Here is a 21,600-nt window from a genome sequence, read left to right as displayed (position 1 = left end):
TTTTTACATTGGGCCTGTCATCGGACATCTGCGATATTATTTTTGTTGGTTTGCCGCGTCTTCTTCCGCCTGACGTAAGATGGCTTTGGCGACCCACTGCGTGACATCCTGAATACCGTTTTCATCTAAATTCCAAATATCTTTCAAAACCAAAAAAACTTCTGAACCATAAATCAGCGATAGCGCATGAATGACGCGTTGCTGTGCTTCGGCGGAAATTTTCCCCGTCAAGGGTTCCACCGCGATTTTAAGTAGCCGTTTACGGTTGCCGCGTTCTAATTTCTCCGTGATGATGCGATTAGAGCGGTGATTAGCCCATTGCTGAAGAGAAAGTTGCAATGCGGCGCGTAAAGCACCTTCATGTTCAAACATGCGTGGATAGGCAAACTCTAGCAGTTCGGCGACTCTCTGTTTGGCGTCTGGTTGAGTGGGGTGCCATGAGAGGACTGGTCCCAGACTTTCTCCCACCACGGCGGAAACCAAGGCGCTTTGCGTGGGAAAATAGCGATATGCTGTCGCTCGAGAAAGTTGCGCGGCGCTGGCAACGTCAGTGATTGAAGGGAAAATCCCCTGATCGAACATGTTCATTGCCGTATCAACGAGCAAACGGCGGGTTTTTGCTCGCGTTGATGTTAGTTTATTATTATTTTCAATCACATAGGCCTCATCGCTTTTTCAGGTTGAGCGTAGAAAAATCATTCTGTCGACTATAGCAAAATGCGGCATTATTGTGCTACTTCAAGCTTTTTAAACAAAAATGAGAAAGCGTTATATTCCGTGAAGCCTTAGAGGTTATTCGGATAAAGAGTCGCTATATTCTTTATATTCCACCGTCTCAATCTGGTTTAAAAATTATTTATTTTTAATTTGTAATAACCAATGCAGGTATCTGCCGTTTATTGTGTTGGTCTTTGGTGAGAGTCATTGCTATGGAAAAGGAAGTGGGTTGTGTCTACATTGCTGCGACATCCGATACTAAGGCTGAGGCTCAGTATTATATTCGCGATTTAATTTCGTCAATCGGTTTAAAAACGGTGACGGTAGATCTTTCAACGATGTCGCCAGTTTTGACATCGTTGGTTGAGTGGTCGGCTGATATTGGTGCCGACGAGGTGGCTGCTTATCATTTTCAGGGAGCTGATGCTGTCTTTTGCGGTGACAGAGGGCAGGCAATTAATGCAATGGCGGTGGCGTTTGAACGTTTTATCTTGTCGCGTCATGATATTGCCGGACTTATTGGTCTCGGTGGGTCTGGCGGTACGGCGTTAATCACGCCAGCAATGCAAGCCTTGCCTATCGGTTTGCCGAAGTTAATGGTATCAACGATGGCTTCAGGTGATATTGCCGGTTATATCGGTGCCAGTGATATCAGCATGATGTATTCCGTGACGGATATTGCGGGTTTAAATCGGATTTCTCGTCAGGTATTGGGTAATGCGGCGCATCAGATTGCTGGCGCGGTGAAATTTCGTATTCGGGAAAATCATAATGACAAGCCCGCTATTGGTCTGACAATGTTTGGCGTCACTACGCCCTGTGTCCAGGCGATTAGTCATGCATTGAGAAATGAGTTTGATTGTCTGGTATTTCACGCGACCGGAAGTGGTGGCAGAACGATGGAGAAACTGGTTGAGAGTCGTTTGTTATCCGGTGTGCTTGATCTCACGACAACGGAAGTGTGTGACCTGTTATTTGAGGGGGTTTTAGCTTGTAGCCCGGAGCGTTTTGATGTCATAGCCCAAACAAAAGTGCCATATGTCGCTTCCTGTGGCGCACTGGATATGGTGAATTTCAAGGTGCCCGCCAGCATACCGGCAAAGTATGCCGATCGCTTGTTTTACAACCATAATGCTCAGGTCACATTAATGCGTACTTCCGTAGCAGAGAACATCGCTATGGCGCATTGGATCGGCGAGAAGCTCAATCGCTGTGAAGGTGAAGTGCGATTTTTGATCCCAGAAGGTGGCTTTTCTGCATTAGATGCACCGGGCCGGGCTTTTTGGTATCCCGACGCTCGGGAGGCTTTTATTCAGACATTGGAATGTGTCGTTAAAAAAACAGAAAAACGGCAGATTATTCGTTTGCCATTTCATATTAACGATCTTTTATTTGCTCATGCCGCGATTGATACATTTAGGTCATTATTTAGAGTATAACCAAGAAAATAGAGCCAACGGATGTTAGCTCTATCTCATCGTCACTTTTAAACCACCGCGTTAAAATATACCTTCAAACGGGTTCCAGCTTTTGCTGTTCTGCGTTTCTTTCAGATAGTAGGCGTAGTTAGCGGTGCATGCCCAGATGGCACTGAAAATAAAGCCGATGGGGGTGTTCATCTGTTCGGGAAGCGTAGCGCCAACCATGTATTCAATAAGTGCGATAATAAGGTTGGCAACAATGGCAATACCTAATATCGCCAGATTTTTTCGCCATAACCCAATAACAAAAAAATATATTGGGCCAAAAAAGAAGGCAATTATGTTACCTCGAATTAAAATTCTTTGAGAAAAGCTGAGTTTTTTACATTCAGCATGATAGGCCTGTGTACTTGGTCCGCCAAATTCCTTATAAAATGCGAAGCGCTTTTGCCATTTCTCTGGATATTGTTTCTCTACGGTGTTTTCCATAACGGGTGTTTCCTCTTATGTCGTCAATAGTATGGTATTCATGTATTGCGGCAAAGATTCTACCGTTTGCTCTTTCTTACTGCTACCGTAAATTTTATTTTTCTTTTTTAATTAACTTGGGATAATTGGTTGTGTCTTCAGATAACCTGTTTTTAGATAACTGTTTTTCAGCATAATAATCTGATGGCGCAGCGCAACCGGAATAACCGATCGCGCTGCGTTCAGCGAATTAACGACGATAATTCTTCTGTGCCGTATTCACTTTATACAGATAGCGGCGAGATTCGCCTGACGGGTGTTTAGTTGTCAGCGTTTGGTAGACATCACTTGGCGACATGTTGTTGATAATGCCTACCGCCCGTTCCCGATCGCTGGAAAAAACGCGCAACACGCTGCCTGCACCGCCGTTATAAGCGGTGATAACGGCATAGCGTTTCGACGTCGGGTTTTCAATTCCTGCCAGATAGCTGTTCTTGAGAATTGACAGGTAAGCGGTGCCGGCGTCGATATTGTTTTCTGGATCGAATAGATAACTGCGGCTAGGCTGGCCCCATTTCCCTTTCATTTTGAAAACATCACGCCCTGCGCTGTGTTGTACTACCTGCATCAGACCGAGCGCATCAGAACGGCTGACCGCATAAGGGTTGAAGCTGGATTCTGTCTGCATGATCGCCAGAATCAACGACTCTTCAATACCGTAGCGTTCTGCGGCTTTACGCACCAGCGGCAGATATTTATGCGCTCGTTTGTCCAGATGGTTAGGCACTAGTTGGATTGTGACAGACCAGATGACATGCAATCCAGACGTTCTTTTTTGCAGGCGACTCTGGAGCAGATAATCGGCAAAACTGGCCGCTCTACCTTCCCAACGGATAGGTTGTCCTGTGTTATCCAGTACCTGACCATACAGCATGGGTTCCCGACTGATCTGAATATCATTGGCATCGGAATAAAGATCGGTGTTGGTGGCGTCATCCCCCATTAGCAGGGTGGTGATGATCGCCTGACGCAGGCTGGCAACCGAGTTAGTCGCTGAAATGGTTTCAATGGTGATCGTGCCCGCGTCAAAATTAATGTGGCTACGTGTCTGATATTGGTCGGTGTATTTTACGTAATCTTTTGGCCCGGCGATCAGCACTTCATTCATGCCCCAAATATTCTCAATGTTGTGGGCAAATTGCCCCATCAGAATATCGAACGCATTGGTGTCCTTGATAAATTCTTCGTTGTTTGTGCTGCTTTTGTTCCCTGAACAGGAAACCAGCAACGGTGCGATAATCAGTAGCGCTAAAATTTTCTTCATATAAAAAGCCGTGTCGGAATAAAGACGTAACAGGGTCTTCAGACCCTGCGGTATCAATGACTCGGAGGCGTATAGCCTTCGATGTGTACGTCTTTCCCTTCAAACAGGAATTTGATCATTTCCTGTTCCAGTAGCTTGCGGTCGGCGACATTCATCATGCTGAGCTTCTTTTCATTAATCAGCATGGTTTGCTTGGTTTGCCATTGTGCCCAGGCTTCTTTAGAGATCTCGTTATAGATGCGTTTCCCCAGATCGCCCGGATAGAGCTGAAAATCTTGCCCTTCAGCGTCGCGTTGTAAAAAAGTACAAAAAATCGTTCTGCTCATGCTTTTTCCTCATCAATTGCGCAAGCGTTCAATTTGCTGACTGTGGCTGGGCCAGTTCCCGTAGCAGGCGCTCAACCGGGGTAGCGAGTCCGACAGAAGGCGGCTGAGCTAAGTTATACCAGAGACCTGCGCCTTCATCCATGCAGGCGCTTTTGTGTGACGGTTCTTGTTCTGAAACATTCAGCCAAAGCGGCACGATATCCAGATGAAAATGGCTAAATGTATGGCGAAACGCATTCAGTTGCTGTAGCGCGTTAACGTTCAGACCGTGTTGTTGTACCCATTGTTCCAATTCATTTCGTTCACTGAACTGCGGGAAGCAAAATAATCCTCCCCATAAGCCCACGGCAGGGCGCTGTTGCAGCCATACTTTTGAACCCTGCTGTAATAGCAGAAACCAGCCCGTTTTTTCAGGGAGTGTTTGTTTAGGTTTTTTGCCGGGATATTGGGCCCAACTGTGGTTGGCATATGCAATACAGCCGAGGTTAAGGGGACACAAATCACATTTGGGACGACTTCGGGTGCATACCATCGCGCCCAAATCCATCATGGCTTGGTTAAACTGGCTGACACCTTCGGCTGGTGTAACGTTTTCGCTGATGGTCCATAGACGCTTCTCGACGTCTTTCTTGCCAGGCCAACCCTCGATGGCATAGCAGCGAGCCAGAACGCGTTTTACGTTTCCATCCAGAATAGGGTAATGCTGCCCTAGCGAGAGGGACAATATCGCACCAGCCGTCGAGCGACCAACGCCCGGTAAATCTGCGATTTCTTCGAACGTCGTCGGGAATTCGCCTCCGTGGTGTGTGGCAATACGTTGTGCCGCTTTGTGCAAATTACGGGCACGTGCGTAATAGCCAAGCCCCGTCCATAAATGAAGAACCTCATCCAACGGTGCTGCCGCCAGTGCGTTCACATCAGGAAAATGAGCCATGAAACGTTGGAAATAAGGAATGACTGTTGTGACTTGAGTTTGTTGCAACATCACTTCGGACAGCCATACTTTGTAGGGCGTTTTCTCAAGCTGCCATGGCAGGGTTTTGCGGCCATAACGCTGGTACCAGTTCAGCACCTGGTGCGCGAACTGTTGCGCTTGCATCATAAAATGGAATCACTATCCGGCAGGTAAAAAGTTTGACAGCGATTCCAGCACAGAGTGAATGTGCTGTAAACCGGAACTTTCCGAGGCAGCAGACTTGCTAAACCACAGTATCCTTGCATAATGCGCGTTTCCTCAATGAAATCGGACAGACAGTAAGCACTCTTTATGATTAACAACGTCATTTCACCGGAATTTGATGAAAACGGACGCCCGCTGCGTCGTATCCGCAGTTTTGTGCGTCGCCAGGGACGTTTGACCAACGGGCAACAACTGGCGCTGGATAACTATTGGCCGGTGATGGGCGTGGAATACCAGACTGAACCGCTGGTATTCACTTCACTGTTTGGTCGCGATGCGCCCGTCGTTTTGGAAATCGGTTTTGGTATGGGGGCCTCGTTGGTGACCATGGCCGCCCAGCATCCAGAACAGAATTTTCTGGGGATTGAAGTGCATTTGCCCGGTGTGGGCGCGTGTCTTTCTTCCGCACAAGAATCCGATATTAGTAATTTGCGAGTGATGTGTCACGACGCGGTGGAAGTATTGGAAACGATGATCCCTGACGGGGCGTTGTCGATGGTTCAGCTTTTTTTCCCCGATCCGTGGCATAAAGCACGGCACAACAAGCGTCGTATTGTGCAGACGCCTTTTGTTGAATTGGTACGGCGTAAGCTGGCGATCGGCGGAGTGTTTCATATGGCAACAGATTGGGAACCTTATGCGCAGCATATGCTCGAAGTGATGAGTGCTGTCGCGGATTATCGTAATCTTTCTGGTAATAATGACTACGTTGAACGGCCGGCGTCCCGTCCGTTAACAAAATTTGAAGTTCGTGGCCAGCGTTTGGGGCATGGTGTTTGGGATCTGATGTTTGAGAGGGTGAGATAAAATGGCACAAGCTCGTAGCCGTCGTTTGCGTAAAAAACTGCACATTGATGAATTTCAAGAGTTGGGTTTTTCTGTCAGTTGGCGTTTTCCTGACGGGACCAGCGTTGAAGATATCGACCGGATGATGGATAAGTTTGTTGATGATGTCATTGAGCCAAACGGTCTGGCGTTTGAAGGCAGTGGTTATCTGCAATGGGAAGGTCTGATCTGTCTTCAGAAAATCGGCCATTGTACCGATGAACACCGCCAACTCATTAGTCGCTGGTTGGAAGAACAGAAACTGACGGATGTAAAGGTGAGTGAATTGTTTGATATCTGGTGGGAACTGCCGGAAAACCTGCTGTAATTTCTTTCCTGAGTCCGATAATGCCCGAGCCGTTGGGGTTCCGGCATTATCTGCCGTATTCTGGGCGATTGTCTCTTTTCTGCCGCTGTCGTTGTTTTCTTCAGGAGAAAATATGTTGCGTAAAATAGCTTTCGGTTTACTGATGTTATTGTCCTGGCACGCTCAGGCCGAATACCAATGTAGTGTTAATCCGCAGGACGATATCATTATTAGCCCTCAGTCTGTACAGGTGGTTGGAGCCAGCGGGAATTTACAGATTTCACCACAAGGCGACATCGTTCGTAATGGCTCGCCACTCACGCTCAATGCTTCACAGCGTCAGCTATCGCAGTCCTATCAGGCTAATCTGCGTCAGCAAATCCCATGGATTGATCAGGGCGCTTATCAACATCTGGAAAAAGCGCGAGTCGCGCTGGATAAAATAATTGTCCAGGAACTGGGGAGCGATAGTAATGTGCGTAACCGGTTGACGACGTTGGATAAGCAGCTCAAGCAACAGATGAATCGCATCATTGAGCACCGTAACGATGGATTAACCTTTCACCATCAGGCGATCAAACAGGTTGAGCAGGATGGTAAACAGCTTGTGCAACAGAGTATAGGCGGCGTTTTGCAGGACAGTCTGAATGAAATGGGGGTAAAACAAATGTCCAGCGGCGGTAACCCATTGCAGGCGATGATGGGCAACCTCGGTGGCTTGCAGCAAGCGATTCAGACCGAATGGAATAATCAGGAAATGGAGTTTCAGCGTTTTGGCCGTGATGTGTGCAGTCGAGTCACGTCGCTGGAGAATGAGCGAAAACGTTTATTGCAGTCTCTTTAGCTGAGGCGGTTGCTATTTGGACTGTCAGACTTTTAACGTCATTTTTTGATTACCGTTTACGAGTTGCACTATGGAACATATGAAACGTTCTATTCCAAACCTGGAGTTGGATTTACTGCGCACCTTCATTGCTGTTGTTGACGGAAATAGTTTTGCTGCCGCAGCGGAATCTGTGCATCGGACGCAGTCTGCTGTTAGCCAACAAATGCAGCGTCTGGAATCATTGGTCGGTAAAGAGTTGTTTGGGCGTAATGGGCGTAATAAAGCGCTGACTGAGCACGGCGTGAAAATGCTGGGGTATGCGCGCCGCATCCTTCGTTTGAATGATGAGGCTTGGCTGTCGCTGATGTATGACGATGTCGATGGCGTGCTGCGCATCGGTTCACCCGATGATACGGCAGATACGATTTTACCTGAGTTGCTGTCTCGTTTTTCAAAGGCTTATCCACGGTTGGTTATTGAGATTGTGGTTAAACGCAGTCCGTTTTTGATGGAGATGCTGAAAAATGATGAAGTGGATATGGCCATTTCTACGGTTGAAAGTGTCGACTACCCCAGTTTGGTGTTAAGAGCTTCGCCATCGCTATGGTTTTGTGGCGCTAATTATGAATTTACGCTTGATAACCCCCTGCCATTAGTCGCGTTGGATGAACCTAGCACTTATCGCAATATGGCGATTACCCACCTCGATCAGGCCGGTATTCCCTGGCGAATTGCCTATGTAGCCACCACATTATCCGGTGCCAGAGCGGCAGTCCGTGCTGGTTTAGGCGTGATGGCACGTTCGCTTGAATTGCTGGGTGACGATCTAAAGGTGCTGGGCGAAGCAGACGGTTTACCCCATTTACCGGATATTAAGTACAACCTGTATATGCGCAATAATAGCCAACAGAAGGCGGCCAAAGTGCTGTTTGAATCGTTACGCGGTGAGAATTCGTTTATGTAATGCCGGAGCGATATTTCGTTATAAAAAAGCCCTTATCCTGGTTAGCAATAGATAAGGGCAAAGGGTATCGTGGAAACTGCTTATTATTGTTGGAATGCTGTCTTACGGTTTTACGCGTGTGAGCCATTCGGCGAGTTCGGCTACTGGCTGGTGTTCAATCTTTGCTACCAACTCAATTACTTTTTCTATTGCTTGTTCAGTCAGAACATGGCTGGCGTTGTCCCGGAATTTCTGTTCGACATCGCTACGTTTCATTGGATTTTCTGGATTACCATAATTGATATCCAATCGCTTGGTCATAACCGAGCCGTTTTTCAACGTAACGTCGATAAATCCAGGGAAGTAAGTCGGGAAGGGGATTTCACCTGCTTCGCAATAACGGTAAGACACGCGTTTCGCCAATGCCTTCACATCGGCGCGGATTAACTGTTGTGGCTGAAATGATGTCAGGTTAAGACGATCGTCGATCATGCCGGAGGCAACCAGATAGGGAAGGCTGAATTTGGCGGCATATGGCGTATTCGGTTCGAATTTGGTTTCCGGTGGTTCACAGATTAACGCGGCGGCGATGGGATCGACCACGCAATGGATGTGCTCGATATCTTCAGGCAACACACCATCCTGGCGCAGCATTCTGGCACAATCTACGGTCGCATGAGCAAAGTGGCAACATGGGTAAGGCTTGATCGATACGCGCAGCATTTCCCAGCGTTGGCCTAAATCAGTACAAACGTCTTGTGGAACGGCTTCTTGTTGTATGCCATGAGTAACATAGAGACCGTAGCGACCTTCAAAAAGCGTCAATGGTCCGGTTAGCCCACTGTTAGCCAGATAAGCGGAAAGTATGCCTGAATGGGCGGCCCAACCTGCATGGAAGCATTTGGCTGCGGAACTGTTGGTGAGGTACTCTGCGATTCCGGCAGCCTGGCTTCCGGCCAAACCTATCGCATGTGCGCACGCTTGTGGTGTCAATTTGAGTAAGTATGCGCTGCTGCAAACGGCGCCGAAGATGCCGCCAATGGCGGTAGAATGGAAACCGCGCTTATGGAACCCACCTTTTGATGCCATACCTACTCTGGCGGCGACTTCCCATCCTGCAATGTATGCCGTCAACAGCGATTTCCCGTCAATTTCCAGATCTTCCGCTAATGCCATGACTAGCGGCGTCAGTACCGCACTACCATGGACAATAGAATCTGTATGAGTGTCATCGAAATCCAGAGCATGAGCAGCAATGCCGTTAGCCAACGCGGCATAAGCTGGCGAAAGTTTGAACTGGCTTCCCCAGACGTGACATTTTCCCCCGGTGTTGGGCATGGCGTTTAAACCGTTGCGGCCATTGATGCCGTTCTCTTGTATCGATCCCGCCAGTGCGACGCCCAGTGTATCCAGGAGGTGTAGTTTTGCCCGTTCGATGACAGGGGACGGAATGTTTTCAAAACTCAGGGTGGTGATGAATTGGCTTAATTGTTCGCTGTAGGTCATGGTTCGGGTTCCAGATGTTCCTGATAGGGCGTGTGGCGCTCGCGTGGCAAGACGGGTGAGTGCAGAGGAATAACGGAGCCGGATACAGCCCCGTTATTCCTGGATCAACCGTTAATTCACGGATAACGAGTATTCAGGCGTAAAGACTTATTTGTCTAACCAACCGCTGGCTTTCACCTGAGCGACGAGATGATCGATTTGTTCCGGTGCATTGCCGACATAAGTGGTCGGATCCAGAACGGCGTCCAATTCTTGTTGTGTCAGTACCTCCTGGATTCGTTTATCTTCAGAGAGCGCCTGAGCAAAGGTGCCCCCCTCTTCCAGACCATGCATTGACGCTTCATATACCAGCTCATGAGCGGTTTGTTTGCCTACTTTTTCTGATAGGGCAAACATGACGCGTTCTGCCAGCATAAAGCCGCCGAGAAGATCGAGATTTTTCCGCATCTTGTCCTTTTTCACGATCAATCCAGACAGCGTGAACTTCATGTTATCCATAATCACCGAGAGCATCAGGCAGATTTCTGGCAGAACTTTCCATTCCATTTTCCAGATAGCGCCATCACGTTCGTGCTGATGTTTCATCAAATCAAGCAAAATGGAGACGTTGCCTTTCAGTGTGTTACTAACGCATGACGCGTTTTCGGTAATGGCCGGGTTACGTTTATGCGGCATCGTGGAAGAGCCAACTTGCCCTTTATCGAAGGGCTCAGCCACTTCATCAAATTCATTGTGTGCTAATAGCAGGATTTCATTCGCGATTTTACCTAGCGTTGCGGAGATCATTCCGAGCACCATGCCATATTCGCAGAAGCGGTCACGAGCAGGTTGCCAGGAGATTTCTGGAACGCCCAAACCCAGACGTGACAGTACGCGTTTTTCCAGTTCATCAGCCTGTTCACCGAACGATGCTTTTGTTCCTACGGCACCGACAACGCTGCCGACAAACAGACGTGGAGCCAATTGAACCAATCGTTCATGATGGCGCATCAGTTCTGCCAGCCAAATCGCCGTTTTGTGGCCGAATGTGATAGGAATGGCCTGTAGAGCCAACGTCCGTCCCGCCATGGACGTATTACGGTGCTGTTCCGATAGCGTCAGTAGAGAACGACCAATGATCTTCAGGTCGCGCAGAAAGATGTTTTGCGCCATTTTAAACTGTAGCACCATCCCGGTATCCATCACGTCTTGCGTGGTGGGCCCAAAATGCACATATTCGCCGAAACCATTGCCACAGGCGTGTTCGAGGCCACGAATTGTCGGTACCAAGGGATGCTTGGTCAGGCGCACTTGTTCAAGGATGAAATTCATGTCCATGCGTTCAATTTTTGCGCAGGCGACAATTTCATCAGCAGCTTCCTGAGGGATGATTCCCAGTTGAGCCTGTTCGATAGCGAGTGCGGCTTCATAGTCCAGCCACATTTGCATACGTACATCATCAGAAAAAACCTGACGCATTTCTTCCGTGGACCATAAATTTTTTAGCAGGACAGAATCAAAAACGCTCGTAGACATACTTTTATCTCCTGATAATGGATTCGTTTAAAAAACAGATCGGTGAAAGCATTCACCGAAATACGCATTGCTAATATATGAAAGGCTTATGGTTTTTGATGGAGTTATATATCCATGTTGAATTTAGTTTCTAATAATAATGAAAGATGATCAAGACCTTGGTTAGTGATATTACATTAGTAATATTGGAGTGTTTTTTAAAATATCTAATATTTGTTTTTTGTATGGCTGGTTGTTGATTTTACTGTGAATTTAATGTTGTTTATTTGTTTTTGGTTTTGTGTAACTCATTGTTTTTTATTTAATTAAATATAATCATAAGCTGTTCTTTAATGTCGTTTAATTTAATTAATGTTTTAAATTGCGACGAGGATCTATATTTTGTTTTCACCCGGTTTTTAATCGAATTATTCAGTGGTAGGTTCAAAATAGATAGTCTGGATATATTGAATCATTTCTGGTTTGAAAATAATTAAAAGCACTTTTTAGGTGCCAGAGTATTTCTTTTGCTTTTTTATAACAATTTTCAAAACCGGGTGATGACTCAATATGCAAAAAATACTGTATATCGAGGAGAAAATAATAATGAGCCAACAGCCTAAAACCCGACTTATTCACGGCGGTAGAGGACAGTCCCGTAGCATTGGTCCGGTCAACCCACCCGTAATGAGAGCCAGTACGATTCTTTTTGATTCCCTTTCGACTTGGCGAGATGTGCGTAACCGTAGAGAAACTGAACGCTTGCTCAGCTACGGAGCCCGCGGTACGGAGACGACCTTTGCACTTGAATCGCTTGTGACTGAATTGGAAGGTGGCTATCGCGCCCAGTTATTTTCAACCGGGCTGGCCGCTATCGCAGTAACCATTATGGGCTATGCCCACGCTGGTGGCCACGTATTGTTCGCTGATTCTGTTTATGAGCCTGTTCGTAAAATTGCCAAACTCTTTTTACAGCCAAACAAAATCAGTTATGACTTTTTCAAAACCGATGGTAGTGATTTTGAAGAAAAATTGCGCCCGGAAACACAACTGGTGTTTGCTGAATCCCCAGGATCTTTGCTGTATGAAATGCTGGATCTGCCAGAGATTTGTCGTATTGCCCATGCTCGCGGTATTCCAGTCGCAGTAGATAACACCTGGGGCTCGGCATGGTTGTATAACCCGCTGGCGTTAGGGGCTGATGTTTCTGTTATCGCTGCCACCAAATACCTGTGCGGCCATTCCGATGTGATGATGGGCATCATGGTTGCGACGGAAGCCGCATGGAAACAGATTGGCGATCTGCCTGAAGCCATTGGGCAAGCATGTAGCCCAGATGATGTTTCGTTAGTTCTTCGCGGCATGAGGACCCTCGGTGCCCGACTTTCTGTTCACGGACAGAGTGCGTTGACGGTAGCGAAGTGGCTACAACAGCGTCCTGAAGTTGAAAAAGTGTATTTCCCAGGGTTGGAAGATCATCCACGGTATGAGCTCTATCAACGTGATTGCAAGGGAGCGAATGGTTTGTTGACCATCGAGCTGAAATCTCAATATACCCAGGCTCACGCAGAGGCCTTTATTGATGCCTTGACGTTGTTTGGTATCGGGGCGTCATGGGGAGGATTTGAAAGTTTAGTATTACCAGCCAATGTCAACGGCGCTCGTACGGCGACGGACTGGAGCCAGCATGGGCAGTTTATTCGTTTCCACATTGGGTTGGAGGATGTGAATGATCTGCTGGCCGATCTGCAACAAGGGATCCGGGCGTTGAACGCCTGATTTTCACTGGCGTAAGGGAGTTTTTCCTTCCTACGCCTGTATATACCTTGGTCATTCGAGCTGCATAAAAGCGACGTGGATGCAGCTCGAAATATGACGGGTATAGACGGTGTTCAGTTCTGTTGAGATGAGGAAACGTTATGCTCGGTGTCATTCTTGCATTATTGGTGACCGCTCTGGTCATCTATATGTTGGCGAAAGGATATAAACCCCAGCCGGTTCTGTTGCTGGGGGGATTGTTACTCATGGGATTAACGGTAGCGTTTGATATTTCTCCGTTGCTGCCGGAAAAAACCACAACGAATTTTGAGTTTTTCGATATCTTCAAGGTATTCAGCGATCTGTTAAGTTCACGTTTGGCCGGACTGGGGCTGACGTTGATGGCCATTGCCGGTTTTTCACGTTATATGGACCATGTGGGGGCGAGCAAGGCGTTGTTTGCCGTCTTTGAAAGGCCGCTGAAGTCAGTACGTTCTCCCTATTTATTGCTGGTGGTCTCATTTTTTGTGACTCAGGTACTGGTGATTTTCATTCCCAGCCATGCCGGTCTTGGTATGTTGTTGATGGTGACGATGTATCCTATTCTGATTCGTACTGGCGTGAGTCCGCTGTCAGCACTGGCGGTGATCGGTTCCTGTCAGTTTATCGATCATGGGCCTGGCTCGGGTAACGTGATTATGGCGGCCAAAACGGCAGGTATCGATCCTGCGGTCTATTTTGTCCAGCACCAGTTGCCGGTGACTATCCCTATCATTCTGGCGGTAGCCGTAGCGCATTTTGTGGCGCAACGTTGGTGGGATAAACGGGAAGGTTTTGTGTTTAATCAGGACACGTTAGACAAGATCGATCATAACGATCACAGTCGGCCACCCTTGGTTTATGCATTACTTCCGGTTGTGCCATTGGTTCTGATTATTGGTTTTAGCCCTATTTTCCATTCCAGCATCAAAATGGATGTTACCACTGCGATGATCATCAGCACCGTTGTGGCGCTACTGTTTGAATATGTGCGTTTGAGAAGTGCAAAAGCGGTGATGGACAGCTTTATGCTGTTTTTTGAAGGAATGGGTAAACAATTTGTGCTGGTGGTTTCGCTGATTGTCTGCGGTGAAGTGTTCGCTAATGGCTTGTTGAAAGTCGGCGCGGTGGATACGTTGATCAGCGCAGCGCAGGATGCAGGTTTCGGTGTCGCCGCGATGATTATCGTTATGAGCATTATTCTCGCACTGGCGGCGTTTTTGATGGGGTCGGGTAATGCGGCTTTCTTTTCTTTCGCCGCGTTAACACCAAAAATAGCGCTGTTCCTGAAAGTAGATGTGGTGACACTCATTCTGCCAATGCAAATTATGACCAGCTTTGGCCGAACGGTATCGCCCATTACTGCCGCAATAGTCGCAATAGCAGGGATTGCCAACGTATCGCCGTTCCAGATTGTCAAACGTACTGCGATTCCGATGGCGGTTGCAGCAGTCGTTAATCTCGTTATGACGTTTATTTATCTGGGATGATGACGTTTAACCAGAGGAAAGACACCAATAACGAAGTACGGCAAGTGTAGTAACCAACTGTCGTAACCAATGGTAATAATAAACGCCTCACCCGCAACGGGTGAGGCGTTTATGGGGGGATTAAGGTGCCGGGAACGTAAATCGGCGGTGAATAGCTTCCAGTTCATCAAGAATCTCACGGCTTAGCGTTAGCTCCTGGCTTGCCAGATTAATCTTGAGCTGATCGACCGATGTGGCACCCAATAGTGTTGTTGCAACAAACGGTTGCTGACGAACAAATGCCAGCGCCATTTGTGCAGGGTCTAAACCATGTTTCTGCGCCAGTGCGACATATTCGGCAGTCGCCTGTTGAGCATGAGGTGCGGTATAGCGTGTGAAACGGCTGTAAAGGGTATGACGAGCTCCTGCTGGTTTGGCACCATTGAGGTATTTTCCCGTCAGCGTTCCGAAAGCCAGCGACGAGTACGCCAGTAATTCAATCCCTTCGTACTGACTGATTTCTGCCAGTCCCACTTCAAAACTTCGGTTGAGCAAGCTGTACGGATTTTGAATTGACACAATGCGCGGCAGGTCGTGTTTTTCAGCCAGATGCAGATAGCGCATCACGCCCCATGGTGTTTCATTGGACACGCCGACGTAGCGGATTTTACCTGCTCTGACCTGTTCATTTAAAGCTTCCAGCGTTTCTAACAAAGTGACCGCTGGTTTGTCCTCGGTATATTGATATGACAACTTACCAAAGCAGTTGGTTTGACGCTGTGGCCAATGTAGTTGGTATAAATCGATGTAATCGGTGTTCAGGCGCGTCAGACTGGCATCCAGTGCATCGCGGATGTTCTTACGATCCAATGCCTGCTGATGACGTATCGCACTATCGTTACCACGCACGGGGCCAGCAACCTTACTCGCGATAATGAGCTTCTCGCGCCCACCTCGGGATTTCAGCCACGAACCAATGTAGCTTTCGGTTAGCCCCTGGGTTTCCGGACGTGGTGGAACAGGGTACATTTCTGCTGTATCAATCAGGTTAACACCTGCGGCAATGGCGTGATCCAATTGTGCGTGCGCTTCGGCTTCACTATTTTGTTCGCCAAAGGTCATCGTGCCAAGGCCCAGCACACTGACTTCTAAAGAGCTATGGGGAATACGGTGATATTGCATTGCCAGCTTCCTTGTATGTCTGAAAATAGCAGGCGTATAACCATCCCATCCATTTCTCATTGCAGATACGTTGGCTTTGGGACTCTGCCAACTTATGGGCTCGCCTTTAAGGGCTACAGCAAACGTCGTTGTCGCTTTCCTGCAACGAGAGATGATTTGGGATGACACACCTGAATTTGACTATAACGAAGCTGTGCGATGTGGGGAAGTCTCTTTACTCTCTGATTGTTGAAGACGTTGGTCTGCCGGGGACGACGTATCTCTTCATTAGCGAGCGATAATCTGGGAAATATTATCGCTGTTAATCTGTTTTTCATTACCTTGCTCATCAATGTAACTGAGCATTCCAGTGTCTTTATCTAATACTGGTTTGTTTTGGGTTAATATCATCTGACCTTCTTTTGTTGCCATGACATACTGGCTGGAACACCCACAAAGCGTGAATACTAAAGCCAGTGTTACTGCCAGTTTTAACCGTACTTTCATCTCATTATTTACCTGTTTTAGACAACAAAAAAACTGAAGGTGATGAGGTGAGTCTAGCAAAGAGTCTCTAGAGGTTAAGTAGGAATAATGGAAAAAATTAATACGGCAATGGTTAATTTTGGTTACGGTGCGCAAGACGATGTGTCAGAGCGAAGGATTAAATTACATTATCCCAACGTGGTTGAGGGGAGTTCGTTCCTGACTGTGTTCTTTTTTCTTGTGCCCGCCAATGATAGGCAGGCACGAAAGAGGATGTTAACCCGCCGAATTTAATCTGTGGTTTTCGCTTTCTTACCACGTAGCAGGTTGAGTGCTTCAACCGACATAGAGAAGAACATGGCAAAATAGATGTAACCTTTCGGTACATGAATGTCGAAGCTTTCCAGGATCAGCGTAAAACCTACCAGGATCAGGAATGACAGCGCCAACATTTTGACAGACGGATGACGATCAACAAATTCTCCGATGGCGCGGGCAGAGAACATCATGACACCAACCGCGATAACCACCGCAGCCATCATAATAAACAGATGATCGGAAAGCCCTACTGCTGTAATTACAGAATCCAGGCTGAAAATAATATCTAACAGCATGATTTGCACGATAGCGCCGAAGAAAGAGTGTACCTGTGAGACGTGCTCTTCTGAGCTTCCCTCTACGGTTTCATGAATTTCCTTGCTTGATTTCCAGATTAGGAACAATCCTCCGAAAAACAGGATCAGATCGCGCAGTGAAATATCATTGCCCATTACGGTAAATAAAGGATTGGTCAGGCGGACAACCCAGGCGATTGAAGCTAATAGCCCCAAACGCATCAGCATGGCACCCATCAGGCCGATACGGCGTGCTTTATTTTGTTGGGCTTTCGGTAGTTTAGAAACAACCAACGACAGGAAGATAATGTTGTCGATGCCAAGAACAATTTCCAGAATAGTTAGCGTCCCTAGCGCTAACCAGGCATTCGGATCAACAATCCAATCAAACATTATATCAATACACCTTAAACGAAACGTAAACAGTATTATACGCCGCTACATGAGTAGGCAGGCAAGTGAAAGTATGGTCGGCGGTGGCTATTTCTTCCTCTTTTTTCTCTTAATTTCATTGATTATCAAGAGAAAAGTGACGTGCCAGCAGAGGAGCAGTAAAGGTTTTTTTCAGGTAAAACCCGCGTGGTAGCGTCATGATCGGTTGACCAAATTCGCCAATGGCTTCCGTCAGCGCACGGCTATTGGCTGCTTTGGGGCGTAATTGCAGCACTTCTCCATGACGAGCCGTGATGCTTTCGACCTTTCCCAGCACAATTAAGTCCATCAGTTCTTCCCAGTCACCGCGAAGTTGACGTTCTTCTTCTTCACTTGGGCTCCAAATGAGCGGTGTCCCGATCCGACGTTCACCTAACGGAATTGATCGCAAACCCTCAACCGGGATCCACAGCACACGCGCCAGTTTATGCCTGACATGACTGCTTTCCCAGGTAACGCCGCTATTTCCGGTTAAGGGCGCGACACAGACAAACGTTGTTTCCAGTGGGCGACCTTGTTCATCGATAGGGATGGTTTTCAGTTCAATACCGATATCGGGGAAGTCCTGTTCAGGTTTACTGCCTGCGCTGGCTCCCAGAAAACGTTCCAGCAGGATGCCAATCCAGCCTTTATCTCGCTTCAGGTTAGCAGGTAGTGGTAACTGTGCAATACAGGCCAGCTCAGCCAGATTGTATCCTGCAAGCGACTGGGCACGCAGGAGCAATTCCTGTTCATTATGGGGGGGGGCAATAAAAACGGACGGTGAATGCATAGCGTGCCTAACCTGATATTTTCCGCTCAAAAAAAATACAGCGGGTGAGAAACATGAACCTATTGCCCGATCGGCGACCGAGAAAGTTAATAATAGCATGATTCATAGCGTTTTTTTTCATTGCGTAGAAGCAGGTCGAACCGTGTTGTGTAAATTGTGCACGTGTAGAAACCAACAATGAACAGGATCTTACACTAGGTTATCCACAGATTTCTTGGATAACCGGCATGAAGATAGATTACTGGTTCGATTTACAGCCTTGACGTCACGGTTTTTTGCTGTTTTTGCTCATTTATTATCTGATGTTACCATCGCGTCTGTGGATAAAATCGGCATAGCACGATCTTTCACCAGCGTTATGTTGACCATCATTCAATAGCGATTTTTTTCAGTGATATTACTGTGAACAATTGGCTTAATGTAATGAAAAATAATCACTATTTTTTTAAGTGAATAGTGATTTTCTATCTATATAAAATGAGTTTTACTCACTTTTTCATGGGTTCTGCACAAAGATGTCCACAGAAATAGTGAATAAACCGTGATTATCCGTTCACACATGTTTATAACTTTGGTTCAATCTGTGGGTTATCTCTCTTTTATTAGAGTGATAACCGTACCAAGCAGTGGTTTACCGCCTGCCGCGAGTGTGAAACAATCAGGTCATCTTTGCATTTAAAGTTTATCGAGGTAGTCCGGTGATCGATGATGATGGCTACCGCCCGAATGTGGGTATCGTAATTTGTAATCGGCAGGGGCAGGTCTTGTGGGCTCGTCGTTACGGTCAACACTCCTGGCAGTTCCCTCAAGGGGGAATTAATCCCGGTGAGAGCGCCGAGCAGGCGATGTTTCGTGAGCTGTTTGAAGAAGTGGGGTTGAAGAAAAAAGATGTCCGAGTTTTGGCATCTACCCGCAACTGGCTACGCTATAAATTACCGAAACGTTTGGTGCGTTGGGATACTAAACCGGTCTGTATTGGCCAAAAGCAAAAATGGTTCCTGTTACAACTGATGTGTAATGAGTCTGATATCAATATGCAAAGCAGCGGTACACCTGAGTTTGATGGTTGGCGTTGGGTCAGTTATTGGTATCCGGTTCGTCAGGTTGTGTCTTTTAAGCGTGACGTTTACCGTCGTGTGATGAAAGAATTTATCAGCCCGGTGATACAACTTCAGGAGAGTGCGGCGGCGCGGATGGTACCTCCGTCCGGTCCTCGACGAAAAAGAGGGTAATTAAGGCATCATGCTCACGCGCTTGCGAGAAATTGTCGAAAAAGTAGCCGCAACGGCTCGCCTTAATGATGCTCTGGACATTCTGGTCGATGAAACTTGTCAGGCAATGGACACGGAAGTCTGTTCGATTTATCTGGCCGATCACGATCATCAATGCTATTACCTGATGGCGACACGCGGTTTAAAGAAGCCTCGTGGTCGTACCGTCACATTAGCCTTTGGGCAAGGAGTGGTCGGTTTGGTTGGACAGCGTGCCGAGCCGATCAATCTGGCCGATGCCCGCACACACCCCAGTTTTAAATATATCCCTGCGGTAAAAGAGCAACATTTCCGATCTTTCCTCGGCGTTCCTATTATCCATCGTCGTCAGTTGCTAGGCGTGTTGGTCGTTCAACAGCGTGAGCATCGCCAGTTTGACAAAAATGAAGAGTCATTCATGGTTACGCTGGCGACGCAGATGGCCGCGATCCTTTCTCTCTCTCAGATAAAAACGTTGTTTGGTCAGTATCGTCAGACTCGTATCAACGCGTTGGTCGCGGCATCTGGCGTGGCGATCGCGCCAGGCTGGCAGGATTGCAGCCAGCCTTCTCTGGAGCAGGTGTTTCCCGCATCGAGTCTGGATAGCGAACGTGAACGTTCCCGGTTAACGCAGGCGTTAGAGGATGCAACGGCGGAGTTTCGGCGTTTTAGCAAGCGTTTTAATGCCAGTGCTCAAAAAGAAAGCGCTGCCATTTTTGATTTGTATTCCCACCTGCTGAATGATGCGCGCCTGAAGCGAGAATTGTTTCAGGAGGTGGATACCGGCAATGCGGCGGAATGGGCCGTCAAATTGGTCATTGAACGTTTTGCCGCTCAGTTCTCTCATTTGCAAGATACTTACCTGCGTGAACGGGCGGGCGATTTTCGTGCGCTCGGTCAGCGCTTGCTGTTTCATCTGGATGACAATGCGCAAAGTATCAGTCAGTGGCCTGAACGTTTTATTCTCGTTGCCGATGAGTTGACGGCGACGCTGTTGGCTGAGCTTCCGCCGGAGCGCCTTGCCGGGGTCGTTGTGTATGACGGCGCGGCGAATTCTCATGCGGCGATTCTGGTGCGGGCAATGGGTATTCCGACGCTGGTCGGTGCGGATATTCAGCCTGAATGGCTTCATCAACGTTTGCTGATTATTGATGGTTATCGTGGCGAGTTGCTGGTTGATCCCGAACCTGTGCTGGTGCAGGAATACCAGCGTCTTCTGGTTGAAGAGAATGAGCTTACCCGCTTAGCCGAAGGGGATATGGAGAGCCCGGCTATCCTGAAAAGCGGGGAACGTATTCAGGTGATGTTGAATGCGGGGTTGAGTGCAGAACATGAGAAACGATTTATTAATCAGGTAGATGGCGTCGGATTGTACCGTACGGAAATTCCGTTCATGTTACAGAGTGGCTTTCCTTCTGAAGAAGAGCAAACGGCGCAATACCAAAGCATGTTGCAACTCTATCCTACGCGTCAGGTCATGCTGCGTACGCTGGATATTGGTGCGGATAAGCCATTGCCTTACCTGCCTATTAGCGAAGATAACCCGTGTCTTGGCTGGCGTGGTATTCGTATCACGCTCGATCAACCGGAGATCTTCCTGATTCAGGTTCGGGCCATGCTGCGGGCAAATGCAAAGTTTGGCAATCTGAATATTCTGTTGCCGATGATCAGCAGTCTGGATGAGATCGATGAAGCGCGTCGCCTGATCGATCAGGCTTCGGCGGAAGTGGAAGAAATGTTAGGGAGTCCGCAACCTAAGCCACGGGTTGGCATCATGGTTGAGGTGCCGTCCATGATTTTTCTGTTGCAGCATTTGGCTTCCCGTATCGATTTTGTCTCGGTTGGGTCGAACGATCTCACTCAATATCTACTGGCTGTTGATCGCAACAATGCACATGTCGCGTCCTTGTATGACAGTCTTCATCCCGCCATGCTGCGTGCATTGAACCTCATTGCCACCGAATGCCAGCGTTATGATATTGCGCTTTCCGTATGCGGTGAAATGGCGGGTGAAGCGTTGGGAGCACTGGTGCTGACCGGTCTTGGTTATCGAACGTTAAGTATGAATGGCCGTAGCGTTGCGCGTATTAAATATCTGCTGAGACAAATTTCGCTATCGGATGCGGAAGCGCTGGTGCAAAAATTGTTGAGTGCGCGAACCGCTAGCGAGGTCAGACAGTGGGCATCCCTTTTCGTTGAAGAGCGAGGGCTGGGCGGTTTGATCCGCGGCGGTCGTTGATTTTTTTCAATGTTAACGAATGACTTTACAGATCTTTTCCCTC

20 protein-coding genes are annotated in these 21,600 nt (G+C 47.7%); 9 read left to right on the top strand and 11 right to left on the bottom strand.

Annotation, left to right across the window (positions count from 1 at the left end; translation table 11 throughout):
* Positions 1–36: 36 nt before the first annotated feature.
* Complete coding sequence (locus ACKPVM_RS13615) at positions 37–657, bottom strand: TetR/AcrR family transcriptional regulator (RefSeq protein ID WP_409309746.1); 621 nt, start codon at positions 655–657, stop codon at positions 37–39.
* Between the two features lie 272 nt (positions 658–929).
* On the opposite strand from ACKPVM_RS13615, the gene ACKPVM_RS13610 reads away from it, so the two are divergent.
* Positions 930–2,156: a Tm-1-like ATP-binding domain-containing protein gene (locus tag ACKPVM_RS13610; protein ID WP_409309745.1), complete on the top strand. Its 1,227-nt coding sequence runs from the start codon at positions 930–932 to the stop codon at positions 2,154–2,156.
* 60 nt (positions 2,157–2,216) lie between these two features.
* Here ACKPVM_RS13610 and ACKPVM_RS13605 read toward each other — a convergent pair whose 3' ends face one another.
* The 4 genes from ACKPVM_RS13605 to mutY form a co-directional block, all read right to left on the bottom strand.
* Positions 2,217–2,627: a DUF2628 domain-containing protein gene (locus tag ACKPVM_RS13605; protein ID WP_409309743.1), complete on the bottom strand. Its 411-nt coding sequence runs from the start codon at positions 2,625–2,627 to the stop codon at positions 2,217–2,219.
* A 229-nt stretch (positions 2,628–2,856) separates the two neighbouring features.
* On the bottom strand, positions 2,857–3,930 hold the full coding sequence (mltC, locus tag ACKPVM_RS13600) for a membrane-bound lytic murein transglycosylase MltC (RefSeq protein ID WP_409309741.1): 1,074 nt from the start codon (positions 3,928–3,930) through the stop codon (positions 2,857–2,859).
* A 53-nt stretch (positions 3,931–3,983) separates the two neighbouring features.
* Positions 3,984–4,256: an oxidative damage protection protein gene (locus ACKPVM_RS13595; protein ID WP_409309739.1), complete on the bottom strand. Its 273-nt coding sequence runs from the start codon at positions 4,254–4,256 to the stop codon at positions 3,984–3,986.
* Between the two features lie 28 nt (positions 4,257–4,284).
* Positions 4,285–5,358 (bottom strand): A/G-specific adenine glycosylase, encoded by a 1,074-nt coding sequence (gene mutY, locus ACKPVM_RS13590; RefSeq protein WP_409309737.1) that lies wholly within the window; start codon positions 5,356–5,358, stop codon positions 4,285–4,287.
* 165 nt (positions 5,359–5,523) lie between these two features.
* On the opposite strand from mutY, the gene trmB reads away from it, so the two are divergent.
* The 4 genes from trmB to ACKPVM_RS13570 all read left to right on the top strand — a co-directional run bounded on the left by trmB (position 5,524) and on the right by ACKPVM_RS13570 (position 8,358).
* Entirely contained in the window at positions 5,524–6,243 is a 720-nt protein-coding gene (gene trmB, locus ACKPVM_RS13585) for a tRNA (guanosine(46)-N7)-methyltransferase TrmB (RefSeq protein WP_409309736.1), read from the top strand.
* 1 nt (position 6,244) lies between these two features.
* The gene (locus ACKPVM_RS13580; protein ID WP_409309734.1) at positions 6,245–6,589 is read left to right on the top strand and encodes a YggL family protein; all 345 of its coding nucleotides are present in this window, start codon (positions 6,245–6,247) and stop codon (positions 6,587–6,589) included.
* Positions 6,590–6,701: 112 nt separating this feature from the next.
* Positions 6,702–7,412, top strand: coding sequence for a YggN family protein (locus ACKPVM_RS13575; protein ID WP_409309796.1), 711 nt, complete (start codon positions 6,702–6,704; stop codon positions 7,410–7,412).
* A gap of 70 nt (positions 7,413–7,482) precedes the next feature.
* Positions 7,483–8,358, top strand: coding sequence for a LysR family transcriptional regulator (locus ACKPVM_RS13570; protein WP_409309732.1), 876 nt, complete (start codon positions 7,483–7,485; stop codon positions 8,356–8,358).
* 102 nt (positions 8,359–8,460) lie between these two features.
* Here the strand turns inward: ACKPVM_RS13570 and ACKPVM_RS13565 are convergent, their stop codons facing one another.
* Both ACKPVM_RS13565 and purB read right to left on the bottom strand, forming a co-directional pair.
* On the bottom strand, positions 8,461–9,843 hold the full coding sequence (locus ACKPVM_RS13565; protein WP_409309730.1) for an MmgE/PrpD family protein: 1,383 nt from the start codon (positions 9,841–9,843) through the stop codon (positions 8,461–8,463).
* 147 nt (positions 9,844–9,990) lie between these two features.
* Entirely contained in the window at positions 9,991–11,358 is a 1,368-nt protein-coding gene (gene purB, locus ACKPVM_RS13560) for an adenylosuccinate lyase (RefSeq protein ID WP_409309728.1), read from the bottom strand.
* Positions 11,359–11,943: 585 nt separating this feature from the next.
* On the opposite strand from purB, the gene metC reads away from it, so the two are divergent.
* Both metC and dcuC read left to right on the top strand, forming a co-directional pair.
* Complete coding sequence (gene metC, locus ACKPVM_RS13555) at positions 11,944–13,116, top strand: cystathionine beta-lyase (protein WP_409309726.1); 1,173 nt, start codon at positions 11,944–11,946, stop codon at positions 13,114–13,116.
* 140 nt (positions 13,117–13,256) lie between these two features.
* Positions 13,257–14,624: a C4-dicarboxylate transporter DcuC gene (dcuC, locus tag ACKPVM_RS13550; protein ID WP_409309724.1), complete on the top strand. Its 1,368-nt coding sequence runs from the start codon at positions 13,257–13,259 to the stop codon at positions 14,622–14,624.
* Positions 14,625–14,744: 120 nt separating this feature from the next.
* Here dcuC and ACKPVM_RS13545 read toward each other — a convergent pair whose 3' ends face one another.
* From ACKPVM_RS13545 to mutH, 4 genes are all read right to left on the bottom strand, one after another.
* Positions 14,745–15,785, bottom strand: coding sequence for an NADP(H)-dependent aldo-keto reductase (locus tag ACKPVM_RS13545; protein WP_409309722.1), 1,041 nt, complete (start codon positions 15,783–15,785; stop codon positions 14,745–14,747).
* Positions 15,786–16,052: 267 nt separating this feature from the next.
* On the bottom strand, positions 16,053–16,271 hold the full coding sequence (locus ACKPVM_RS13540; RefSeq protein ID WP_409309721.1) for a YgdI/YgdR family lipoprotein: 219 nt from the start codon (positions 16,269–16,271) through the stop codon (positions 16,053–16,055).
* A gap of 269 nt (positions 16,272–16,540) precedes the next feature.
* Positions 16,541–17,257 (bottom strand): TerC family protein, encoded by a 717-nt coding sequence (locus ACKPVM_RS13535; RefSeq protein WP_409309719.1) that lies wholly within the window; start codon positions 17,255–17,257, stop codon positions 16,541–16,543.
* A 115-nt stretch (positions 17,258–17,372) separates the two neighbouring features.
* Entirely contained in the window at positions 17,373–18,068 is a 696-nt protein-coding gene (gene mutH / locus ACKPVM_RS13530; protein WP_409309717.1) for a DNA mismatch repair endonuclease MutH, read from the bottom strand.
* A 698-nt stretch (positions 18,069–18,766) separates the two neighbouring features.
* Between mutH and rppH the strand changes: the two genes are divergently transcribed.
* Positions 18,767–19,300, top strand: coding sequence for an RNA pyrophosphohydrolase (rppH, locus tag ACKPVM_RS13525; RefSeq protein ID WP_409309715.1), 534 nt, complete (start codon positions 18,767–18,769; stop codon positions 19,298–19,300).
* Positions 19,301–19,310: 10 nt separating this feature from the next.
* Positions 19,311–21,557 carry a phosphoenolpyruvate--protein phosphotransferase gene (gene ptsP / locus ACKPVM_RS13520; RefSeq protein WP_409309713.1) on the top strand — a complete coding sequence of 749 codons (2,247 nt, stop codon included), beginning with the start codon at positions 19,311–19,313 and terminating at the stop codon, positions 21,555–21,557.
* The last annotated feature ends 43 nt before the right edge of the window (positions 21,558–21,600 follow it).

This window comes from Pectobacterium hainanensis (genome assembly GCF_046237015.1).
Lineage (GTDB): Bacteria > Pseudomonadota > Gammaproteobacteria > Enterobacterales > Enterobacteriaceae > JBJYIN01.
Note: the sequence above shows the minus strand (reverse complement) of the source record. Positions and strands in the feature narration are given on the sequence as shown.

What these genes read in the sequence shown, in the direction of transcription:
- ACKPVM_RS13535 (WP_409309719.1), bottom strand. Translation starts at nt 17,257, where the DNA reads ATGTTTGATTGGATTGTTGATCCGAATGCCTGGTTAGCGCTAGGGACG.
- ACKPVM_RS13565 (WP_409309730.1), bottom strand. Translation starts at nt 9,843, where the DNA reads ATGACCTACAGCGAACAATTAAGCCAATTCATCACCACCCTGAGTTTT.
- trmB (WP_409309736.1), top strand. Translation starts at nt 5,524, where the DNA reads ATGATTAACAACGTCATTTCACCGGAATTTGATGAAAACGGACGCCCG.
- ACKPVM_RS13610 (WP_409309745.1), top strand. Translation starts at nt 930, where the DNA reads ATGGAAAAGGAAGTGGGTTGTGTCTACATTGCTGCGACATCCGATACT.
- ACKPVM_RS13605 (WP_409309743.1), bottom strand. Translation starts at nt 2,627, where the DNA reads ATGGAAAACACCGTAGAGAAACAATATCCAGAGAAATGGCAAAAGCGC.
- dcuC (WP_409309724.1), top strand. Translation starts at nt 13,257, where the DNA reads ATGCTCGGTGTCATTCTTGCATTATTGGTGACCGCTCTGGTCATCTAT.
- ACKPVM_RS13570 (WP_409309732.1), top strand. Translation starts at nt 7,483, where the DNA reads ATGGAACATATGAAACGTTCTATTCCAAACCTGGAGTTGGATTTACTG.
- purB (WP_409309728.1), bottom strand. Translation starts at nt 11,358, where the DNA reads ATGTCTACGAGCGTTTTTGATTCTGTCCTGCTAAAAAATTTATGGTCC.
- ptsP (WP_409309713.1), top strand. Translation starts at nt 19,311, where the DNA reads ATGCTCACGCGCTTGCGAGAAATTGTCGAAAAAGTAGCCGCAACGGCT.
- mltC (WP_409309741.1), bottom strand. Translation starts at nt 3,930, where the DNA reads ATGAAGAAAATTTTAGCGCTACTGATTATCGCACCGTTGCTGGTTTCC.
- ACKPVM_RS13540 (WP_409309721.1), bottom strand. Translation starts at nt 16,271, where the DNA reads ATGAAAGTACGGTTAAAACTGGCAGTAACACTGGCTTTAGTATTCACG.
- ACKPVM_RS13575 (WP_409309796.1), top strand. Translation starts at nt 6,702, where the DNA reads ATGTTGCGTAAAATAGCTTTCGGTTTACTGATGTTATTGTCCTGGCAC.
- mutY (WP_409309737.1), bottom strand. Translation starts at nt 5,358, where the DNA reads ATGATGCAAGCGCAACAGTTCGCGCACCAGGTGCTGAACTGGTACCAG.
- mutH (WP_409309717.1), bottom strand. Translation starts at nt 18,068, where the DNA reads ATGCATTCACCGTCCGTTTTTATTGCCCCCCCCCATAATGAACAGGAA.
- metC (WP_409309726.1), top strand. Translation starts at nt 11,944, where the DNA reads ATGAGCCAACAGCCTAAAACCCGACTTATTCACGGCGGTAGAGGACAG.
- ACKPVM_RS13595 (WP_409309739.1), bottom strand. Translation starts at nt 4,256, where the DNA reads ATGAGCAGAACGATTTTTTGTACTTTTTTACAACGCGACGCTGAAGGG.
- ACKPVM_RS13580 (WP_409309734.1), top strand. Translation starts at nt 6,245, where the DNA reads ATGGCACAAGCTCGTAGCCGTCGTTTGCGTAAAAAACTGCACATTGAT.
- ACKPVM_RS13545 (WP_409309722.1), bottom strand. Translation starts at nt 15,785, where the DNA reads ATGCAATATCACCGTATTCCCCATAGCTCTTTAGAAGTCAGTGTGCTG.